Consider the following 16575-nt stretch of genomic DNA (forward strand, 5'->3'; position numbering starts at 1 on the left):
CTTGACGCGGGGTGTATGGGTGATTAAAATGCGCGGCTCTTCACTGCTTTAGCTTTTTGGGTTTGGCGGTGAAGGAGTCGGCTGGGTTCGGCGGGTTTAAGGTTGTGAGTGGCGGGTTTGTTTTGAGTGTTTCGGTTTTTTGAAATGATCTAAAAATAAATTTGACAGGAACTGAAAACGCTGTAGAATATGTCGGCTCAACAGGGCGAAATGCTCTGGCTCTTTAACAAACGAAATCGAAATAATTTGTGTGGGTATGTGTAGCGACTATGTGCTGTTTAAAAATAGTCGACACAGAAACCACGTCAATTCGCAAGAAAAGATGTTCTGTAGTCGAGCCAAGATTGGTCACTAATCTTATTTAGAGACAAGTTAAAATTAAACTGAAGAGTTTGATCATGGCTCAGATTGAACGCTGGCGGTATGCTTAACACATGCAAGTCGAACGGTAGCAGGCCTTCGGGCGCTGACGAGTGGCGGACGGGTGAGTAATGCATAGGAATCTGCCTATTAGTGGGGGACAACGTGGGGAAACTCACGCTAATACCGCATACGCCCTACGGGGGAAAGCTGGGGATCTTCGGACCTGGCGCTAATAGATGAGCCTATGTTGGATTAGCTAGTTGGTAGGGTAAAGGCCTACCAAGGCGACGATCCATAGCTGGTCTGAGAGGATGATCAGCCACACTGGGACTGAGACACGGCCCAGACTCCTACGGGAGGCAGCAGTGGGGAATATTGGACAATGGGCGAAAGCCTGATCCAGCAATACCGCGTGTGTGAAGAAGGCCTGAGGGTTGTAAAGCACTTTCAATAGGAAGGAATACCTGCCGGTTAATACCCGGTAGACTGACATTACCTATACAAGAAGCACCGGCTAACTCCGTGCCAGCAGCCGCGGTAATACGGAGGGTGCAAGCGTTAATCGGAATTACTGGGCGTAAAGCGTGCGTAGGCGGTTGTTTAAGTCAGATGTGAAAGCCCTGGGCTTAACCTGGGAACTGCATTTGATACTGGGCAACTAGAGTTTAGTAGAGGGGAGTGGAATTTCAGGTGTAGCGGTGAAATGCGTAGAGATCTGAAGGAACACCAGTGGCGAAGGCGGCTCCCTGGACTAAAACTGACGCTGAGGTACGAAAGCGTGGGTAGCAAACAGGATTAGATACCCTGGTAGTCCACGCCGTAAACGATGTCAACTAACTGTTGGGTTCTTAAAGAACTTAGTAGTGGAGCTAACGTATTAAGTTGACCGCCTGGGGAGTACGGCCGCAAGGCTAAAACTCAAATGAATTGACGGGGGCCCGCACAAGCGGTGGAGCATGTGGTTTAATTCGATGCAACGCGAAGAACCTTACCTACCCTTGACATCCAGAGAATCTGTTAGAGATAGCGGAGTGCCTTCGGGAACTCTGAGACAGGTGCTGCATGGCTGTCGTCAGCTCGTGTTGTGAAATGTTGGGTTAAGTCCCGTAACGAGCGCAACCCTTATCCTTAGTTGCCAGCGGGTCATGCCGGGAACTCTAGGGAGACTGCCGGTGATAAACCGGAGGAAGGTGGGGACGACGTCAAGTCATCATGGCCCTTATGGGTAGGGCTACACACGTGCTACAATGGCCGGTACAGAGGGCTGCGAACTCGCGAGAGTAAGCGAATCCCAAAAAGCCGGTCCCAGTCCGGATCGCAGTCTGCAACTCGACTGCGTGAAGTCGGAATCGCTAGTAATCGCGGATCAGAATGCCGCGGTGAATACGTTCCCGGGCCTTGTACACACCGCCCGTCACACCATGGGAGTGGGTTGCAAAAGAAGTAGGTAGTTTAACCTTCGGGAGGGCGCTTACCACTTTGTGATTCATGACTGGGGTGAAGTCGTAACAAGGTAGCCCTAGGGGAACCTGGGGCTGGATCACCTCCTTACAAAGACGGCACACCGTTACACGTACTCACAACAAATTATTTCGATTGAAAGACGCACCTGGGTCTGTAGCTCAGTTGGTTAGAGCGCACCCCTGATAAGGGTGAGGTCGGAGGTTCAACTCCTCCCAGACCCACCAACGCATAAAAGGCGAAAGCAATAAGGCGGAAAACGATCAGACAACACTCCTGGTTAGAAATAGGTAGGGTTGTGCATAGTTGGGTTTCGGCTTGAGTCTTGGTCTTTAGTCTGTTTTAGGGGCCATAGCTCAGCTGGGAGAGCGCCTGCCTTGCACGCAGGAGGTCGGGAGTTCGATCCTCCCTGGCTCCACCATCACGCTGAACGCTGAGGGTAAACCAGTACGTCACCAGTAGATAGTCGATGTTAGAACATCAGCGCTATGAGGTTTTATCGTAATCAAGAGATAAAGACTTTATAGCATTGGTATTCGTACCGATAGCTCTTTAACAATATGGAAATCTGTAACTATAGTAATGATCAGCAATGATCAAAACTAAAACGAGTTGCGGTTTGAATAAAGTCATTCTCGAAGGAGAAAGGCGGAAAGCAAACAGCATGTCGTTCTCAAGCAGAAAAAATCAGCGAAAATGTCAGCTGACAGTATAACCAAAGTACAGACGTATTCGGGTTATATGGTCAAGTGAATAAGCGCATACGGTGAATGCCTAGGCAGTAAGAGGCGATGAAGGACGTTGTAGCATGCGAAAAGCTTTGGGGAGCCTGCAAACCGGCTGTGATCCAGAGATGTCCGAATGGGGAAACCCGGCGTGCATCAGCACGTCATCTTTGAGTGAATACATAGCTCACTGAAGCGAACCCGGAGAACTGAAACATCTAAGTACCCGGAGGAAAAGAAATCAACCGAGATTCCCTAAGTAGTGGCGAGCGAACGGGGACTAGCCCTTAAGCTAGGATAAGGTTAGTGGAACGGTCTGGAAAGTCCGGCGATACAGGGTGATAGCCCCGTACACGAAAACCTTTTTTTAGTGAAATCGAGTAGGTCGGAGCACGTGAAACTTTGACTGAATATGGGGGGACCATCCTCCAAGGCTAAATACTCCTTACTGACCGATAGTGAACTAGTACCGTGAGGGAAAGGCGAAAAGAACCGCGGAGAGCGGAGTGAAATAGAACCTGAAACCGTATGCGTACAAGCAGTGGGAGCCCCTTCGTGGGGTGACTGCGTACCTTTTGTATAATGGGTCAGCGACTTACATTTTGTGGCAAGCTTAACCGAATAGGGGAGGCGTAGCGAAAGCGAGTCTTAATAGGGCGTTTAGTCGCAAGGTGTAGACCCGAAACCGGGCGATCTATCCATGGCCAGGCTGAAGGTTGGGTAATACTAACTGGAGGGCCGAACCCACGTCTGTTGAAAAAGACGGGGATGAGCTGTGGATCGGAGTGAAAGGCTAATCAAGCTCGGAGATAGCTGGTTCTCCTCGAAAGCTATTTAGGTAGCGCCTCGTGTATCACTGCTGGGGGTAGAGCACTGTTTCGGCTAGGGGGTCATCCCGACTTACCAACCCGATGCAAACTCCGAATACCAGCAAGTGCAAGCACGGGAGACACACGGCGGGTGATAAGGTCCGTCGTGAAAAGGGAAACAGCCCAGACCGTCAGCTAAGGTCCCCAAATCTATGCTCAGTGGGAAACGATGTGGAAAGGCACAGACAGCCAGGAGGTTGGCTTAGAAGCAGCCATCCTTTAAAGAAAGCGTAATAGCTCACTGGTCGAGTCGGTCTGCGCGGAAGATTTACCGGGGCTAAGCATAGTACCGAAGCTACGGATTTACGCGTTAAGCGTGAGTGGTAGAGGAGCGTTCCGTACGCCTGCGAAGGTTCATTGAGAAGTGGGCTGGAGGTATCGGAAGTGCGAATGCTGACATAAGTAACGATAAAGGGGGTGAAAAACCCCCTCGCCGAAAACCCAAGGTTTCCTGCGCAACGTTAATCGACGCAGGGTTAGTCGGCACCTAAGGCGAGGCTGAAAAGCGTAGTCGATGGAAAACAGGTTAATATTCCTGTACCAGTAGTAACTGCGATGGGGTGACGGAGAAGGCTATATCAGCTGTCGGTTGGAAGTGGCAGTTTAAGCAGGTAGGCATGCATCTTAGGCAAATCCGGGGTGCTTTATGCCGAGACGTGATGACGAGCGGTTCGAAAGAACAGCGAAGTGATAGATGCCCTGCTTCCAGGAAAAACCTCTAAGCTTCAGGTTACTAGTGGCCGTACCCTAAACCGACACAGGTGGGTGGGATGAAAATTCTAAGGCGCTTGAGAGAACCCAGGTGAAGGAACTAGGCAAAATGATACCGTAACTTCGGGAGAAGGTATGCCCTCATTACGTGAAGGTCCTCGCGACTGGAGCGGAAGGGGGTTGCAAAAAATCGGTGGCTGCGACTGTTTAGCAAAAACATAGCACTCTGCAAACACGAAAGTGGACGTATAGGGTGTGACGCCTGCCCGGTGCTGGAAGGTTAATTGATGGGGTTATCTTCGGAGAAGCTCTTGATCGAAGCCCCAGTAAACGGCGGCCGTAACTATAACGGTCCTAAGGTAGCGAAATTCCTTGTCGGGTAAGTTCCGACCTGCACGAATGGCGTAACGATGGCCACACTGTCTCCACCTGGGACTCAGTGAAATTGAAATCGCTGTGAAGATGCAGTGTACCCGCGGCTAGACGGAAAGACCCCGTGCACCTTTACTATAGCTTGACACTGGACTTTGAACCTACTTGTGTAGGATAGGTGGGAGGCTTTGAAGCGGGAACGCCAGTTCTCGTGGAGCCAACCTTGAAATACCACCCTGGTATGTTTGGAGTTCTAACCTCGACCCGTTATCCGGGTTAGGGACAGTGTCTGGTGGGTAGTTTGACTGGGGCGGTCTCCTCCTAAAGAGTAACGGAGGAGCACGAAGGTACCCTCAGCCTGGTCGGAAATCAGGCAATGAGTGCAAAGGCATAAGGGTGCTTGACTGCGAGACGGACAAGTCGAGCAGGTACGAAAGTAGGTCTTAGTGATCCGGTGGTTCTGTATGGAAGGGCCATCGCTCAACGGATAAAAGGTACGCCGGGGATAACAGGCTGATACCGCCCAAGAGTTCATATCGACGGCGGTGTTTGGCACCTCGATGTCGGCTCATCACATCCTGGGGCTGAAGCAGGTCCCAAGGGTATGGCTGTTCGCCATTTAAAGTGGTACGCGAGCTGGGTTCAGAACGTCGTGAGACAGTTCGGTCCCTATCTGCCGTGGGCGTTTGAGATTTGAGGGAAGCTGCTCCTAGTACGAGAGGACCGGAGTGGACGAACCTCTGGTGTTCCGGTTGTCATGCCAATGGCATTGCCGGGTAGCCACGTTCGGACAGGATAACCGCTGAAAGCATCTAAGCGGGAAGCCCCTCCCAAGATGAGATCTCACTGGGACTTTAAGTCCCCTGAAGGGCCGTCGGAGACTACGACGTTGATAGGCACGGTGTGGAAGCGCAGTAATGTGTGAAGCTAACGTGTACTAATTGCCCGTGAGGCTTGACCATATAACACCCAATGCGTTTGGGTAAAGTCAAAAGACAACAGTAGCTGAACACGCAAGAGAACGACAAACTCAATACAGATTTCCATGAAAGCAGGTCAAAGCGAAACGCTTAAAACCTGCGCATGACGGCTGCAACAACAGCCTAACCAGTTTGCTTGGTGAACATAGCAAGCGTGAACCACCCGATCCCATCCCGAACTCGGAAGTGAAACCGCTTAGCGCCGATGATAGTGTGGCAGGTTGCCATGTGAAAGTAGGTCATCGCCAAGCGCCTATCCCAAAAGCCCTGCTAGTAATAGCAGGGCTTTTTTTTGTATCAAAATCCCATTCAGATAATCACGCTTCAATTTTGCAGTAGTGGTTGTTAGAATCCCATCTCATCAATGTCTAGCGAGAAAAATCATGAGTGCAATAGACCGAATCCAAGCTCAATTAGCCAGTCATCCCGTCGTCTTGTACATGAAAGGCACCCCTGATTTCCCCCAATGCGGGTTTTCCAGTCGGGTGGTGCAAGCCTTGGATGCTTGCAACGCTGATTATGCTCACGTCAACATCTTCGAAGATCCTGAAGTGCGTGAAGCCTTGAAAGAATACTCGCACTGGCCTACCTATCCCCAGCTCTACATCAACGGCGAATTAGTTGGCGGCTGCGACATCGTTATCGATCTGTTTAATAAAGGTGAACTGAATAATATGCTGGCTAACGTGACCGTAGCGCAATAGGTGTGCAGTCTTAGTTCTGTGCTCCGTTTATAGGAAACGCTATTCTGAGCATCCAGCGCTAAAAATCCGCGAGGCGAAATAAGTATAGGCCGTTGTCTGCCATTTTTATCTCAAAGCCTTTGGGACTCAGTTAGTCGGATGATGAATGCAAGGCTTACTGATGTAGAAATTGAAGATATATTCGGTCAAGTCACGCACGAATAGTCTCGGCGTGATTGGCATGCTGGAGGCGCTAGGCGCGCCCTATTTTTAGATTGAGTCAGAATCGTGCCATGACCGCATTATCCCGGTAGTTGTCCTTGCTACTCATGTTGCCTTGAATCTCATGGCGGCTTAGGAAATCCTGGTACTCGTGACTAGCTATTGACAGCCCCTGCGGACGAAACCAGGCAATGGTAACCCGCAAGAAGACCTGCAAGCCAGCTCTGCTGGCATGGTGGGCACCAGTCCACTCGGCGAATTTACGCGAATACAGGTCTAACACGGCCGCCAAATATACCCAAGGGGACTAGATCAACCACTCAGTGTCCGCGTGCAATTGATGTCTGAAAGTCTGGCTCGATTAGCGGCTACTTGCTCAGACTGGCGTCCAGCGCATCATCTTACAGCGGCAGGCTTTGGTTGCTGTCGGGGTATGCCCGAACTAAGGCTTCGAGCTTGGATCGAGCTGAAGTTCCTTCATCAGCCGGCGCAAACGATAGCGCCGGATCTTGATGCTCTGCTCTGCCAATGCCTTGCGAAGTAGGCGGCTACCATATGACTGACTACTAGCCCCGAACGCTCTGCCCAGCTGAAGCCGCGTGATGCAGGTCGTTTTAGGCTAACGAACTAGCTGCTGGGCCACATAAAATCCCGAAGGCTTGTCCAACAGCTAAGAACCCTGTTGCGCCGAGATGGTCTTCTCCCCTGTTTACGTCCGAATCATTTGATGTTCATTGCTGTTCCCTGGCAAAGATATCCATGGTGCATAATAGGCCAAAACCTGTTTTAGTAATTCGTTATTCGCCCGCAGTTGCCAACTTTTCTGTTCCAGTAGCCGAATACGCTGCTTCTCCAGGGTTAACGGGTTGGCTCAACTACTCGGCTTACACATGCTTTAGTCAGCGACGCACTCCTTTATCGCCCAGCTATAGTTCCTGGCAAGCCAGGGTCACTGTTCAGGCCTTGCTCCTGGATCATCTTCACGAATCGCCGCTTGAATACCTCATCGCAATTCCTTATTTCTTGTTTTATTCGTTCCACCTTGAAGAGTGATGGGTATCGACCTATCTCGGTGTACGAAAAAAGTTGATCACTACAGACTCAAGCGCTCAGATAAAATAGCTTAATTTATCTTGACAAGGATTTGGCAAGTGGTAGACTGCCACGCACCTCAAGGGACCGGGGTGTCTTCGATACGAAGGCTAAATAACATGGAAAAACAAAGAACTCCCGATTTGATCGGGGATTTAGATAATCTTTTAGGAGGTAGAAATGGCTGCTACAACTGAATCAGTTAAGGCTGATGCTGCGGAAGCACCGCTTTTAAATCAAAAAAACCTGTGGGCTGGCATCAGCTTATACCTGGTTTTTTATTCTTTCATTCGTTGGTACGAAGGTGTTTACGGCTGGTCAGCTGGCTTAGACTCTTTTGCTCCAGAGTTTGAAACATACTGGATGAACATGCTGTATATCGAGATCGTTATCGAAGTACTGTTGTTTGCTGGTATCAACGGCTATATCTGGAAAACTCGTGACCGTAAAGTTATGTCAATCACTCCACGTGAAGAGTTGAGAAGACACTTTACACACTGGACATGGTTGGTTTGCTACGGCTGGGCTATCTACTGGGGTGCTTCTTACTTCACAGAGCAAGACGGTACATGGCACCAAACTATCGTTCGTGATACTGACTTTACTCCAAGTCACATCATCGAGTTCTACCTGTCATACCCAATCTACATCATCACTGGTTCAGCTTCTTTCATGTATGCAAAAACAAGATTGCCTACATACCACGAAGGTCTGCACTTGATGTATCTGATTGCGGTTATCGGTCCATTCATGATCTTGCCTAACGTAGGCTTGAATGAGTGGGGTCACACATTCTGGTTTATGGAAGAGTTGTTCGTTGCTCCATTGCATTACGGTTTCGTATTCTTTGGTTGGGCTGCTCTGGCTGTAATGGGTGTTGTGAACACCGAAGTAATGGCAATTGCAAAATTGCTGAAAAAAGATTTGGCTTAATAGCTTATCTTTAAAAGTAAAAATACTATCTCCTTTCCTGCCGCTGCTTTTTTCAAGTGGCGGTAGGATAAAGAGAAGTGAAAAAAATATAATTTTAATTCTTTAGGAGGTAAGCTAATGAGCGCATCTCAATCAGCTGTACGTTCACGTGCGGAAGCGGTACAAGTTTCCCGTACGTTCGACTGGATGATTCTTTTTACACTGTTCACAGCGGTTCTGGGCGGTTATCACATTCACTATATGTTGACTGGCGGTGACTGGGATTTCTGGACCGACTGGAAAGATAGACGTCTATGGGTAACCGTAGCTCCTATCGTTTCTATTACATTCCCTGCGGCTGTTCAAGCTTGCTTGTGGTGGAGATACCGTTTGCCAGTTGGCGCAACTCTTTCTGTAGTTGCTCTGATGGTTGGTGAGTGGATTAACCGTTACATGAACTTCTGGGGCTGGACTTACTTCCCAGTAAACATTTGCTTCCCATCTAACCTGTTGCCAGGTGCGATCGTTCTTGACGTTATCCTGATGATGGGTAACAGCATGACTCTGACCGCTGTTGTTGGTGGCTTGGCTTATGGCCTGTTGTTCTACCCAGGTAACTGGCCTGTTATCGCTCCGTTGCACGTGCCTGTAGAATACAACGGCATGATGATGACTTTGGCTGACTTACAAGGTTACCACTATGTTCGTACCGGTACACCTGAGTACATCCGTATGGTAGAGAAAGGTACATTAAGAACTTTCGGTAAAGACGTTGCTCCAGTATCAGCGTTCTTCTCTGGATTCGTTTCTATCATTATTTACTTCTTGTGGCACTTCTTCGGCAGATGGTTCGCTAAAACCGACTTCATCGCTGACGACGCGTCTTAATTAGAAGAATAGTAAGAAAATGAACCTGGTGGTTCTAGATAGCTGCCAGAAAGTCTTAATTAAAATTCTCTAGTGATAGAGGAGGAAATATGAAAATAATAAAAGACAAAGTTGCAAAACTGTCCTTTGTCGCACTGTTGGTCGCAATGACAGCAGCGATGTTCTATGCTCCAACAGCATCTGCTCATGGTGAAAAATCACAGGCTGCGTTCATGCGTATGCGGACGATTCACTGGTTTGACCTGAACTGGTCAAAAGAAGAAGTGCCTGTTAATGAAACTATGACAATTTCTGGTAAATTCCTGGTATTCGCAGGCTGGCCAGAAACTGTTGATAAACCAGAAGTTTCATTTTTGAACGTTGGTATCCCTGGTCCTGTATTTATCCGTGCAGGTTCTTGGATCGGCGGTCAATTGGTTCCTCGTTCAGTGTCTTTGGAATTGGGCGAAGTTTACGAGTTTAAAGTTCTGTTGAAAGCTCGTCGTCCAGGCGACTGGCACGTTCACTCTATGATGAACGTACAAGGCGGTGGCCCTATCATCGGCCCAGGCAAATGGGTAACCATTACTGGTTCTATGAGCGAGTTTGTTAACCCAGTTACAACTTTGACTGGTCAAACAATTAACTTGGAAAACTATGCTCTGGACAACGTTTATTTCTGGCACGCAGTATGGTTCGCAATCGCGTTCGCATGGTTGTTGTTCTGGATCAAACGTCCATTGTTCGTTCCACGTCATATCGCTGTTAGCACTGGCAAAGCAGATTCTCTGATCTCAGCCGGCGACAAAAAAATCGGTATGCTGTTCGGTGTAGGTACTATGGTTATCGTTGCTGCTTCTATGGGCGCTACCAACGAAAAATATCCTGTAACTACTCCTTTGCAAGCTGGTTTGTTGCGTGGTATGAAAACTTATCAAATGCCTGAAGCTAACGTTTCAGTTAAAGTTGATGATGCTACATACCGTGTTCCAGGTCGTGCAATGCAAATGACTTTGACCATCACAAACAACGGCGATTCAGCTGTTCGTTTGGGTGAGTTCAACACAGCAGGTGTCCGTTTCTTAGATCCAGCGGTTCATGAAGATGATACTGCTTACCCAGATGATTTGTTGGCTGAAGAAGGCTTAACTGTTAGCGATAACAGCCCTCTGGCTCCAGGCGAAACACGCACTGTCGAAGTTACTGCTTCTGATGCTGCTTGGGAAGTATATCGTTTAGCTGACTTGATCTACGATCCAGACAGCCGCTTCGCAGGTCTGTTGTTCTTCTGGGATGAAAAAGGTAACCGTCAATTGGTAACAGTTGATGCTCCTCTGATTCCAACTTTCATCTAATACTGAAAGTTTTCTAAGTCGAAATACTTAGGAAGAAATTGAAACCCCCGCTATTGAAAGATAGCGGGGGTTTTTTTTGGAAAATACGCTTTGAAAATGCAGGAAGATGTAAAAAATGAAAAAGATGTTAGTAATTGTAGGAGTATTAGTACTAAGCGGTTGCTCGGAGAAGGAAGAATATCAGTCCGTAGTCTTAGAGCAGATGAAGCAAGATAAAGATATTAAGGACTACGGAATTGAGCCGGAAGTAATGACAAAATGTGTCGTCGATACTTCGTCTAATGATATGCCAGGGTTGTTCCTATTAGATCCTGAAAGGCGCAAAGCATATAAAAATTACGCGAAGATGTTAGATCTTAATAAGTCAACGGATCCACAAAAGACCTTAATCGAATTACGAGAAAGTTTCGGTGCAGCTAAAGAGCTCGCAGAAGCACATTCAAATTATGTCGAAAGCGTAGTCGAATGTATGTCCGGTTTAGTGACTGGCGGAGAGGAAAAATTGAAAAATGCAAAATAGGGGCTGTTGCCGTTTCACATTGGTAGCCATATAAAAGCACAAGCCAAAGCGATGGCGCTTCCAACATTGCGTTTCAGTTTGTTATACCGTGTTGCAATGGCTCTGAAATGTTTCAGTCTAGCAAATTCATTTTCAACCAGGTGGTGATACTTATAGAGCCACCAATCCACGGCATCATTGCCAATGTGGAGTGGTCAACTTTTTTCGGACACACCAATAGATTGTTGTTCTGCCATTTTCATTTCATAGCCATTGGGCGGAAGGTAGCCCAATGACGAATGCAAGCGCCGACTGTTGTAGAAATTGACGATATAGTCGGTGATGTTGCGGATAGCCCCGCTGTGGTTGGCATACTGCGGTACGTTTTTGGCTGAAGCAGGTGCAGTCTGAACAATCCGGTCAATCGGGCATTGGCAAGCCGTTAATGCCGGATCAGCAGCGTTTTCGGCCGTTGGAACAAGAAAATTGTCAACTGCGTACGGATAACTAAGTACTAAAAACGGTTTCGGCCTTTTATGCCCTGTGGGTATCTTTGCCAAGGAACTGCGATGAAACACCAAGTGATCCACTAGTTAACGGCAGATAAGGTCGTCACGGTGCAGCAGGGTTACCAGTTGTTGGGCGTCAGCCGTTCGGGATTTTATGCGGCTCGGAGGCGAATTCATCAGCCCAAAACGCCTTTCGGCACGCGGGTTCGCTTGCGCAGTCCGTTCGAAGCCATCGGTCAATGCTATGGCAGTCGCCAGGCCTGAATAAGTGCATTCCGACCGTGACAGCCAGTACGCCAGTCAAGAGAAACGGGATTTACTGATGCGCTACGGCTTTCAAGGCAGCATGAGTCGTGAGGGCAGCTGCTGGGATAATCCGGTAATGGGGCGCTTCTTTCTCAATTTAAAAATGGAGCATGTCTGACACCTCCGCAGTCCCACCCAGTTTGAGTTCCTGGCAAACCTGATCCAACCTCAGCCCTTGCTCCTGGAAAATATTTACCACTTGCAGCTTGAACGCCGCATCAAAACTTTGCCTTTCTCGTTTCATTCGTTCCACCCTGACGGTGGATAGTTTATCAATCTATTTTGGTGTCAATTTTTATTGAACCACTACAATTGAGTTCGCTTGAGTGATGATGGCTTGGATTGATTGGTTTTCATAAGGCTCCTCAGGTTGCGAGATTACTCTCTTAGCTGGGTGCCTTGGAGTTAGGGGGTAAGATCAAGGTTAGACTGCTAAAATAACCAAGTTTTTAGATAAAAGCTGATGTAAGTTGCTAAGCTATTTAACTAATGCTAACGGTAGGACGACAATCGTGCCAATTATCTTGAAAGTACTTTCTTACAAAGGTTTGCCATTACCTGCTGAATTGAGTGCCGAATTCGGTCAGTTAGGCGGAACAATAGGCAGAAAAGCAGGAAATACCTTGGTGTTACCTGATGCGGAAAACTTTGTATCAGGCCATCATGCTGAAATCATTTATGAGGACGGTGGTTATTTGATAAAGGACACAAGCAAAAATGGTACATATTTATCAAATGCCGGACTGAATATAAATGATACTCAAGCAAGATTGCTAGATCGTGAAATTTTGCGCATCGGCGAATATGAAATTATTGTGGAACTGTCATCAGGCGAAATATCTCCAGTTTCACCCATTAGCATTGAGAGTCTTTCGCCTTCACCATTCGCCGAATCGTTTCAAAATGACCAACAGTCAATAGTCAACGAACCTCTGAATTTCTCGATTCCCCATAACGCAGCGAGTTCTCCCTTCGGAGAGCGCCCCCCTGCTTCCCCTTTTCACGATCACTTTGCGGCGCCAGAGGTGTTATCTCCCGAGAGCGATGGTAAAGATATTGCCGAATTCTTAAAAGGCTTAGATTCCTTAGGTGCGTTGGATACACCATTCACAGCGCCTCCCAAGTTAGAGTTCCCGAATTCGGAAGCAATAAATTTATCCGAGCCTAGTTCTTCGAACATCGCCTTAGACTCTAAAGACCTATTCCAAAATACGTCTAATATTGAGCGCGAGGATGAGCCGAAAGCTCCGCAAGCCGATGTAGGGATTGCGCTAACACCGAATAAGGAGCCATATATCAGTCCTAAATCGGGTGATGCGGCGCTCATGAAGATGTTTCTGGATGGTGCGGGAATAAAAGATCAATCGTTTTTGACAGAAGAGCAGTGGCCGGAGGCGATGAAAGCGAGCGGTGTGTTATTCCGAAATTTGATCGAAGGCTTGATGGATGTTTTACGCGCACGCGCAGAAATGAAAAGTGAATTTCGAGTTTCTGTCACCACAATCCGCTCATTTGACAATAACCCGCTAAAATTCAATCCTGATGTGGAAAGTGTACTCAAGCTGATGCTCGCGCCGAATAATCCCGCGTTTATAAATTCAAATGATGCGGTAACTGAAGCGTTCAAGGATGTTAAGTTTCATCAATTGGCGATGACGGCGGGTATACAGGCCGCATTAGGGGAGATTTTGCATCGTTTCGATCCTGACACTTTCGAAAAAGTTCTGGGCGAAGGGATTGTGTTTCAGCGAAAAGCCAAGTGTTGGGAGCTTTTTTGCGAAAAATATCCGGAACTGAAAACACAAGCAATTGAAGGATTTTTTGGGGAAGAGTTCGCTGAAGCTTATGAAAAGCAGATGCGTCTATTTGCGAGGCGGTGAAAGTTTGCAACTCAATTGAGTTAGTAATGCAATTTTCATAACTCATTGTTATTAAATAATAAACGGTACCTAATAGAGTATGTCAATCAATAACAGGATTGTTTGGTCGGAAGGCATGTTCCTTAGACCTCAGCACTTTCAACAACATGATCGTTATCTTGAAAGCCGTATTGATGGCCGTTGTTATGGAATCAGGGCATATGATTGGGGTTTTTCTTCGTTAAAGCTGGATGGTGGGCAATTGGCGATTGGAAAAATAACTCTGGCGGCTGCTAGGGGGATTTTTCAGGACGGTACCCCATTCCATTTACCAGACGAGGACGAACTGCCGCTACCACTTGATGTCTCAGAAGATATCGCCAATGAAGTGGTGTATTTAGCATTGCCGCTGAGTCGTCCGGATGCTGTCGAAGTTGATAGCGATCAAAACCCCGATGGATTGGCGAGATATCGAATTACTCATAGGGACGTCAGAGACAACAATGCGGGTTACGACGCTCGTTATCCAGTACAAATAGGCAGCATTCGTCCGAGACTTATGCTTGGCAACCAAGAAAGATCAGGCTATCTGTGCTTAGGGGTCGCCAATATCATTGAGGTGCGCGCCGACAAAACAGTCGTACTGGATGACAAATACATTCCCGTAGTGTTGCAATCGTCAGCCAGTAATATTTTGAACGGCTTCGTCCGGGAACTGCAAGGCCTGTTGCATACCAGAGGGGAGGCGTTGGCGGCCCGAGTGGCGGGAACGTCGCAAGGTGCCGGGGTGGCGGAGGTTGCAGACTTTATGTTGCTGCAAACCATTAATCGTTATGAGCCATTGCTGGCACATTTGGCTGGAGATGCGCTGTTGCATCCGGAAACATTGTTTTCGTTGTGCTTGCAGTTGATGGGAGATCTAGCGACCTTCTACCGTCAAAATAAACGACCCGCAGTGCTGCCCGAATATAGACATGACGACTTGCGTATTTGCTTTATCCCGTTAATTGATGAGCTACGACGCCTGCTAAGCATGGTGCTTGAACAAAATGCGATCCAAATTCCTTTAACCAAACATAGTCAGTCGGTTTATTACTCGGGTCGCCCCGATGTGAAATTATTGGAGCAGGCAATTTACATCTTGGCTGCCAGCGCGCAAGTATCTTCGGAGATGTTGCGCACGCATTTTCCTCCGCAGGTGAAAATTGGTCCGGTGGAAGAGATCACGCAGTTGGTCACTGCTGCACTGCCCGGTATTTCAATTCATCCTTTGCCCGTTGCCCCCAGGCAATTGCCGTATCACGCCGGATGCTCTTATTTCGAATTGGATAAGCAAAGCCCGTACTGGAAGAAGATGATGGATTCCGGCGGTTTTGCGTTTCATATTGGTGGTAATTTTCCGGGATTGGAGTTGGAATTCTGGGCAATAAAAAAAGGGTGATGACATGGTGCAACAAGGACCTTTCGGCGACGACGACAAAACAGTGTTACGGCCTTCGCCTGGTGGAAGAATGCCGCAGCAGCCTTCAGTTACGCAAATACCGCCATCCCCGCCGCCCCAGCAGCCGACTTCAAATATCAATATTCCCGCGCTCAGTTTGCTTTCCGGAGCGGATAGCGGTTCATTACTGACCCTATCAGCGGGTATTTTGTCCTTGGCAGCTAGACTAAGAACAACCGTTAGCTATTCAGGGGTTGATGAACTAAAGCAAAAGTTGGCTAAAGAGGTCAGGGAATTTGAGAACCGTGGGTTGAATGCAGGGTTTCAGCAAGAAACTATGCGAATGGCGAGCTACGATTTATGTACTTTTCTGGATGAAATTATCCAAAACACGCCTTGGGGTTCGCAGAGTAATTGGGGGCATCAAAGCCTGCTTATCCTTTTTCATAAAGAAGCCTGGGGCGGCGAACGCTTTTTCCAAATACTCGAACATCTGGTGAAACAACCCGCGCAAAATTTACCGCTCATCGAGCTTTGCTATGTGTTGTTAAGTTTTGGATTCGAAGGCAAATATCGGGTCATGGCCAATGGCGCCAACGAATTGGAAAAACAACGGCTTGAGTTGTACCAATTGATTCAGCGAGTAAGAGGAGATTTTCCAGCGGAGCTGTCGCCGCGCTGGCATGGGCAAAAAAGCGGAAATAGCTCGTTGATCACGCAAGTGCCGCTATGGGTGTTCGCCAGCGTGGCAGGCGGGATATTGTTGCTTTGTTATTTAGGTTTTGCGTTTTTTATTAATTCGGCATCCGATCCGGCGTATCGGGATTTGCTAAAACTGGCCAAGGAGCCAGTGCAGGTTGCAGCGGCCGCAACGATAGCGCCACCTGCACCTGCACCTGCACCGGATATTGCCAACAGATTGGAACGCTTTAAACCTTTATTGCGCGATGAAATTTCCCAAAATATGGTTGAAGTGGTGGACGATAGCATCATTCGCGTTCGTAATTCCTTCCCATCGGGTAGCGATCAAGTCAAACCGGAGTTTCTGCCCATGTTGAAAAAAATCGCCAAGGAACTTGAGAATGAACAAGACTCGATTTTGGTAACGGGGCATACCGATGATAAACCCATCGTATCCGCCCGCTTTCCGTCCAATTGGCATTTGTCTGCGGCACGCGCTAAAAACGTATTGGCGATTTTGACCGCATCCGCCCAATTAAAAGGTTCGGCCAGAGCTGAAGGCCGGGCCGACGGCGAGCCTTTGGCACCGAATGACACTCCTGAACATCGAGCCTTAAATCGGCGCGTCGACATCCTGATAAAGTGAGAATACCGCGTGGAACGGATAA

General features: G+C 48.0%; 8 protein-coding genes, 2 tRNA genes, 3 rRNA genes and 3 pseudogenes. 14 read left to right on the plus strand and 2 right to left on the minus strand.

From position 1 onward, the window contains the following. Positions 1-380: 380 nt before the first annotated feature. The 10 genes from ACR64Q_RS00005 to ACR64Q_RS00050 all read left to right on the plus strand — a co-directional run bounded on the left by ACR64Q_RS00005 (position 381) and on the right by ACR64Q_RS00050 (position 11132). A 16S ribosomal RNA gene (locus ACR64Q_RS00005) occupies positions 381-1914 on the plus strand. Positions 1915-1974: 60 nt separating this feature from the next. Further along, positions 1975-2051 (plus strand) — tRNA-Ile (locus ACR64Q_RS00010). 118 nt (positions 2052-2169) lie between these two features. After that, positions 2170-2245: transfer RNA gene (locus ACR64Q_RS00015), tRNA-Ala, on the plus strand. A gap of 322 nt (positions 2246-2567) precedes the next feature. After that, positions 2568-5463: ribosomal RNA gene (locus tag ACR64Q_RS00020) — 23S ribosomal RNA — on the plus strand. Between the two features lie 153 nt (positions 5464-5616). Beyond that, positions 5617-5732, plus strand: a 5S ribosomal RNA gene (rrf, locus tag ACR64Q_RS00025). The 16S, 23S and 5S rRNA genes sit together here with 2 tRNA genes alongside, the layout of an rRNA operon. Before the next feature lie 132 nt (positions 5733-5864). After that, positions 5865-6185: a Grx4 family monothiol glutaredoxin gene (gene grxD, locus ACR64Q_RS00030; protein WP_026603000.1), complete on the plus strand. Its 321-nt coding sequence runs from the start codon at positions 5865-5867 to the stop codon at positions 6183-6185. Between the two features lie 1473 nt (positions 6186-7658). Further along, positions 7659-8411, plus strand: a complete 753-nt coding sequence (amoC, locus tag ACR64Q_RS00035) for a bacterial ammonia monooxygenase, subunit AmoC (RefSeq protein WP_256606984.1) — start codon at positions 7659-7661, stop codon at positions 8409-8411. A gap of 117 nt (positions 8412-8528) precedes the next feature. Continuing rightward, positions 8529-9278, plus strand: coding sequence for a bacterial ammonia monooxygenase, subunit AmoA (amoA, locus tag ACR64Q_RS00040; protein ID WP_026603002.1), 750 nt, complete (start codon positions 8529-8531; stop codon positions 9276-9278). Positions 9279-9367: 89 nt separating this feature from the next. Continuing rightward, a complete protein-coding gene (gene amoB, locus ACR64Q_RS00045) occupies positions 9368-10612 on the plus strand; it encodes a bacterial ammonia monooxygenase, subunit AmoB (protein WP_026603003.1) in 1245 nt (414 codons plus the stop codon). Between the two features lie 115 nt (positions 10613-10727). Then, on the plus strand, positions 10728-11132 hold the full coding sequence (locus ACR64Q_RS00050; protein WP_313733200.1) for a hypothetical protein: 405 nt from the start codon (positions 10728-10730) through the stop codon (positions 11130-11132). A gap of 14 nt (positions 11133-11146) precedes the next feature. On the opposite strand, the pseudogene ACR64Q_RS00055 reads toward ACR64Q_RS00050, so the two are convergent. Continuing rightward, positions 11147-11314 (minus strand): annotated as a pseudogene (locus ACR64Q_RS00055) (IS5/IS1182 family transposase); the annotation flags it as partial. 12 nt (positions 11315-11326) lie between these two features. Then, positions 11327-11488, minus strand: a pseudogene (locus ACR64Q_RS00060) (IS3 family transposase); the annotation flags it as partial. Between the two features lie 400 nt (positions 11489-11888). Here ACR64Q_RS00060 and ACR64Q_RS00065 point away from each other — a divergent pair. The 4 genes and pseudogenes from ACR64Q_RS00065 to icmH all read left to right on the plus strand — a co-directional run. Then, positions 11889-12041 (plus strand): annotated as a pseudogene (locus tag ACR64Q_RS00065) (IS3 family transposase); the annotation flags it as partial. A gap of 397 nt (positions 12042-12438) precedes the next feature. Further along, positions 12439-13806: a type VI secretion system-associated FHA domain protein TagH gene (gene tagH / locus ACR64Q_RS00070; protein WP_197026973.1), complete on the plus strand. Its 1368-nt coding sequence runs from the start codon at positions 12439-12441 to the stop codon at positions 13804-13806. Positions 13807-13885: 79 nt separating this feature from the next. Then, a complete protein-coding gene (gene tssK, locus ACR64Q_RS00075; protein WP_036276097.1) occupies positions 13886-15226 on the plus strand; it encodes a type VI secretion system baseplate subunit TssK in 1341 nt (446 codons plus the stop codon). A gap of 70 nt (positions 15227-15296) precedes the next feature. Continuing rightward, positions 15297-16553, plus strand: a complete 1257-nt coding sequence (icmH, locus tag ACR64Q_RS00080; RefSeq protein ID WP_231499694.1) for a type IVB secretion system protein IcmH/DotU — start codon at positions 15297-15299, stop codon at positions 16551-16553. The last annotated feature ends 22 nt before the right edge of the window (positions 16554-16575 follow it).

The organism is Methylomonas sp. 2F7 (assembly GCF_057126975.1).

What these genes read in the sequence shown, in the direction of transcription:
- grxD (WP_026603000.1), top strand. Translation starts at nt 5,865, where the DNA reads ATGAGTGCAATAGACCGAATCCAAGCTCAATTAGCCAGTCATCCCGTC.
- amoC (WP_256606984.1), top strand. Translation starts at nt 7,659, where the DNA reads ATGGCTGCTACAACTGAATCAGTTAAGGCTGATGCTGCGGAAGCACCG.
- amoA (WP_026603002.1), top strand. Translation starts at nt 8,529, where the DNA reads ATGAGCGCATCTCAATCAGCTGTACGTTCACGTGCGGAAGCGGTACAA.
- amoB (WP_026603003.1), top strand. Translation starts at nt 9,368, where the DNA reads ATGAAAATAATAAAAGACAAAGTTGCAAAACTGTCCTTTGTCGCACTG.
- ACR64Q_RS00050 (WP_313733200.1), top strand. Translation starts at nt 10,728, where the DNA reads ATGAAAAAGATGTTAGTAATTGTAGGAGTATTAGTACTAAGCGGTTGC.
- tssK (WP_036276097.1), top strand. Translation starts at nt 13,886, where the DNA reads ATGTCAATCAATAACAGGATTGTTTGGTCGGAAGGCATGTTCCTTAGA.
- icmH (WP_231499694.1), top strand. Translation starts at nt 15,297, where the DNA reads ATGCCGCAGCAGCCTTCAGTTACGCAAATACCGCCATCCCCGCCGCCC.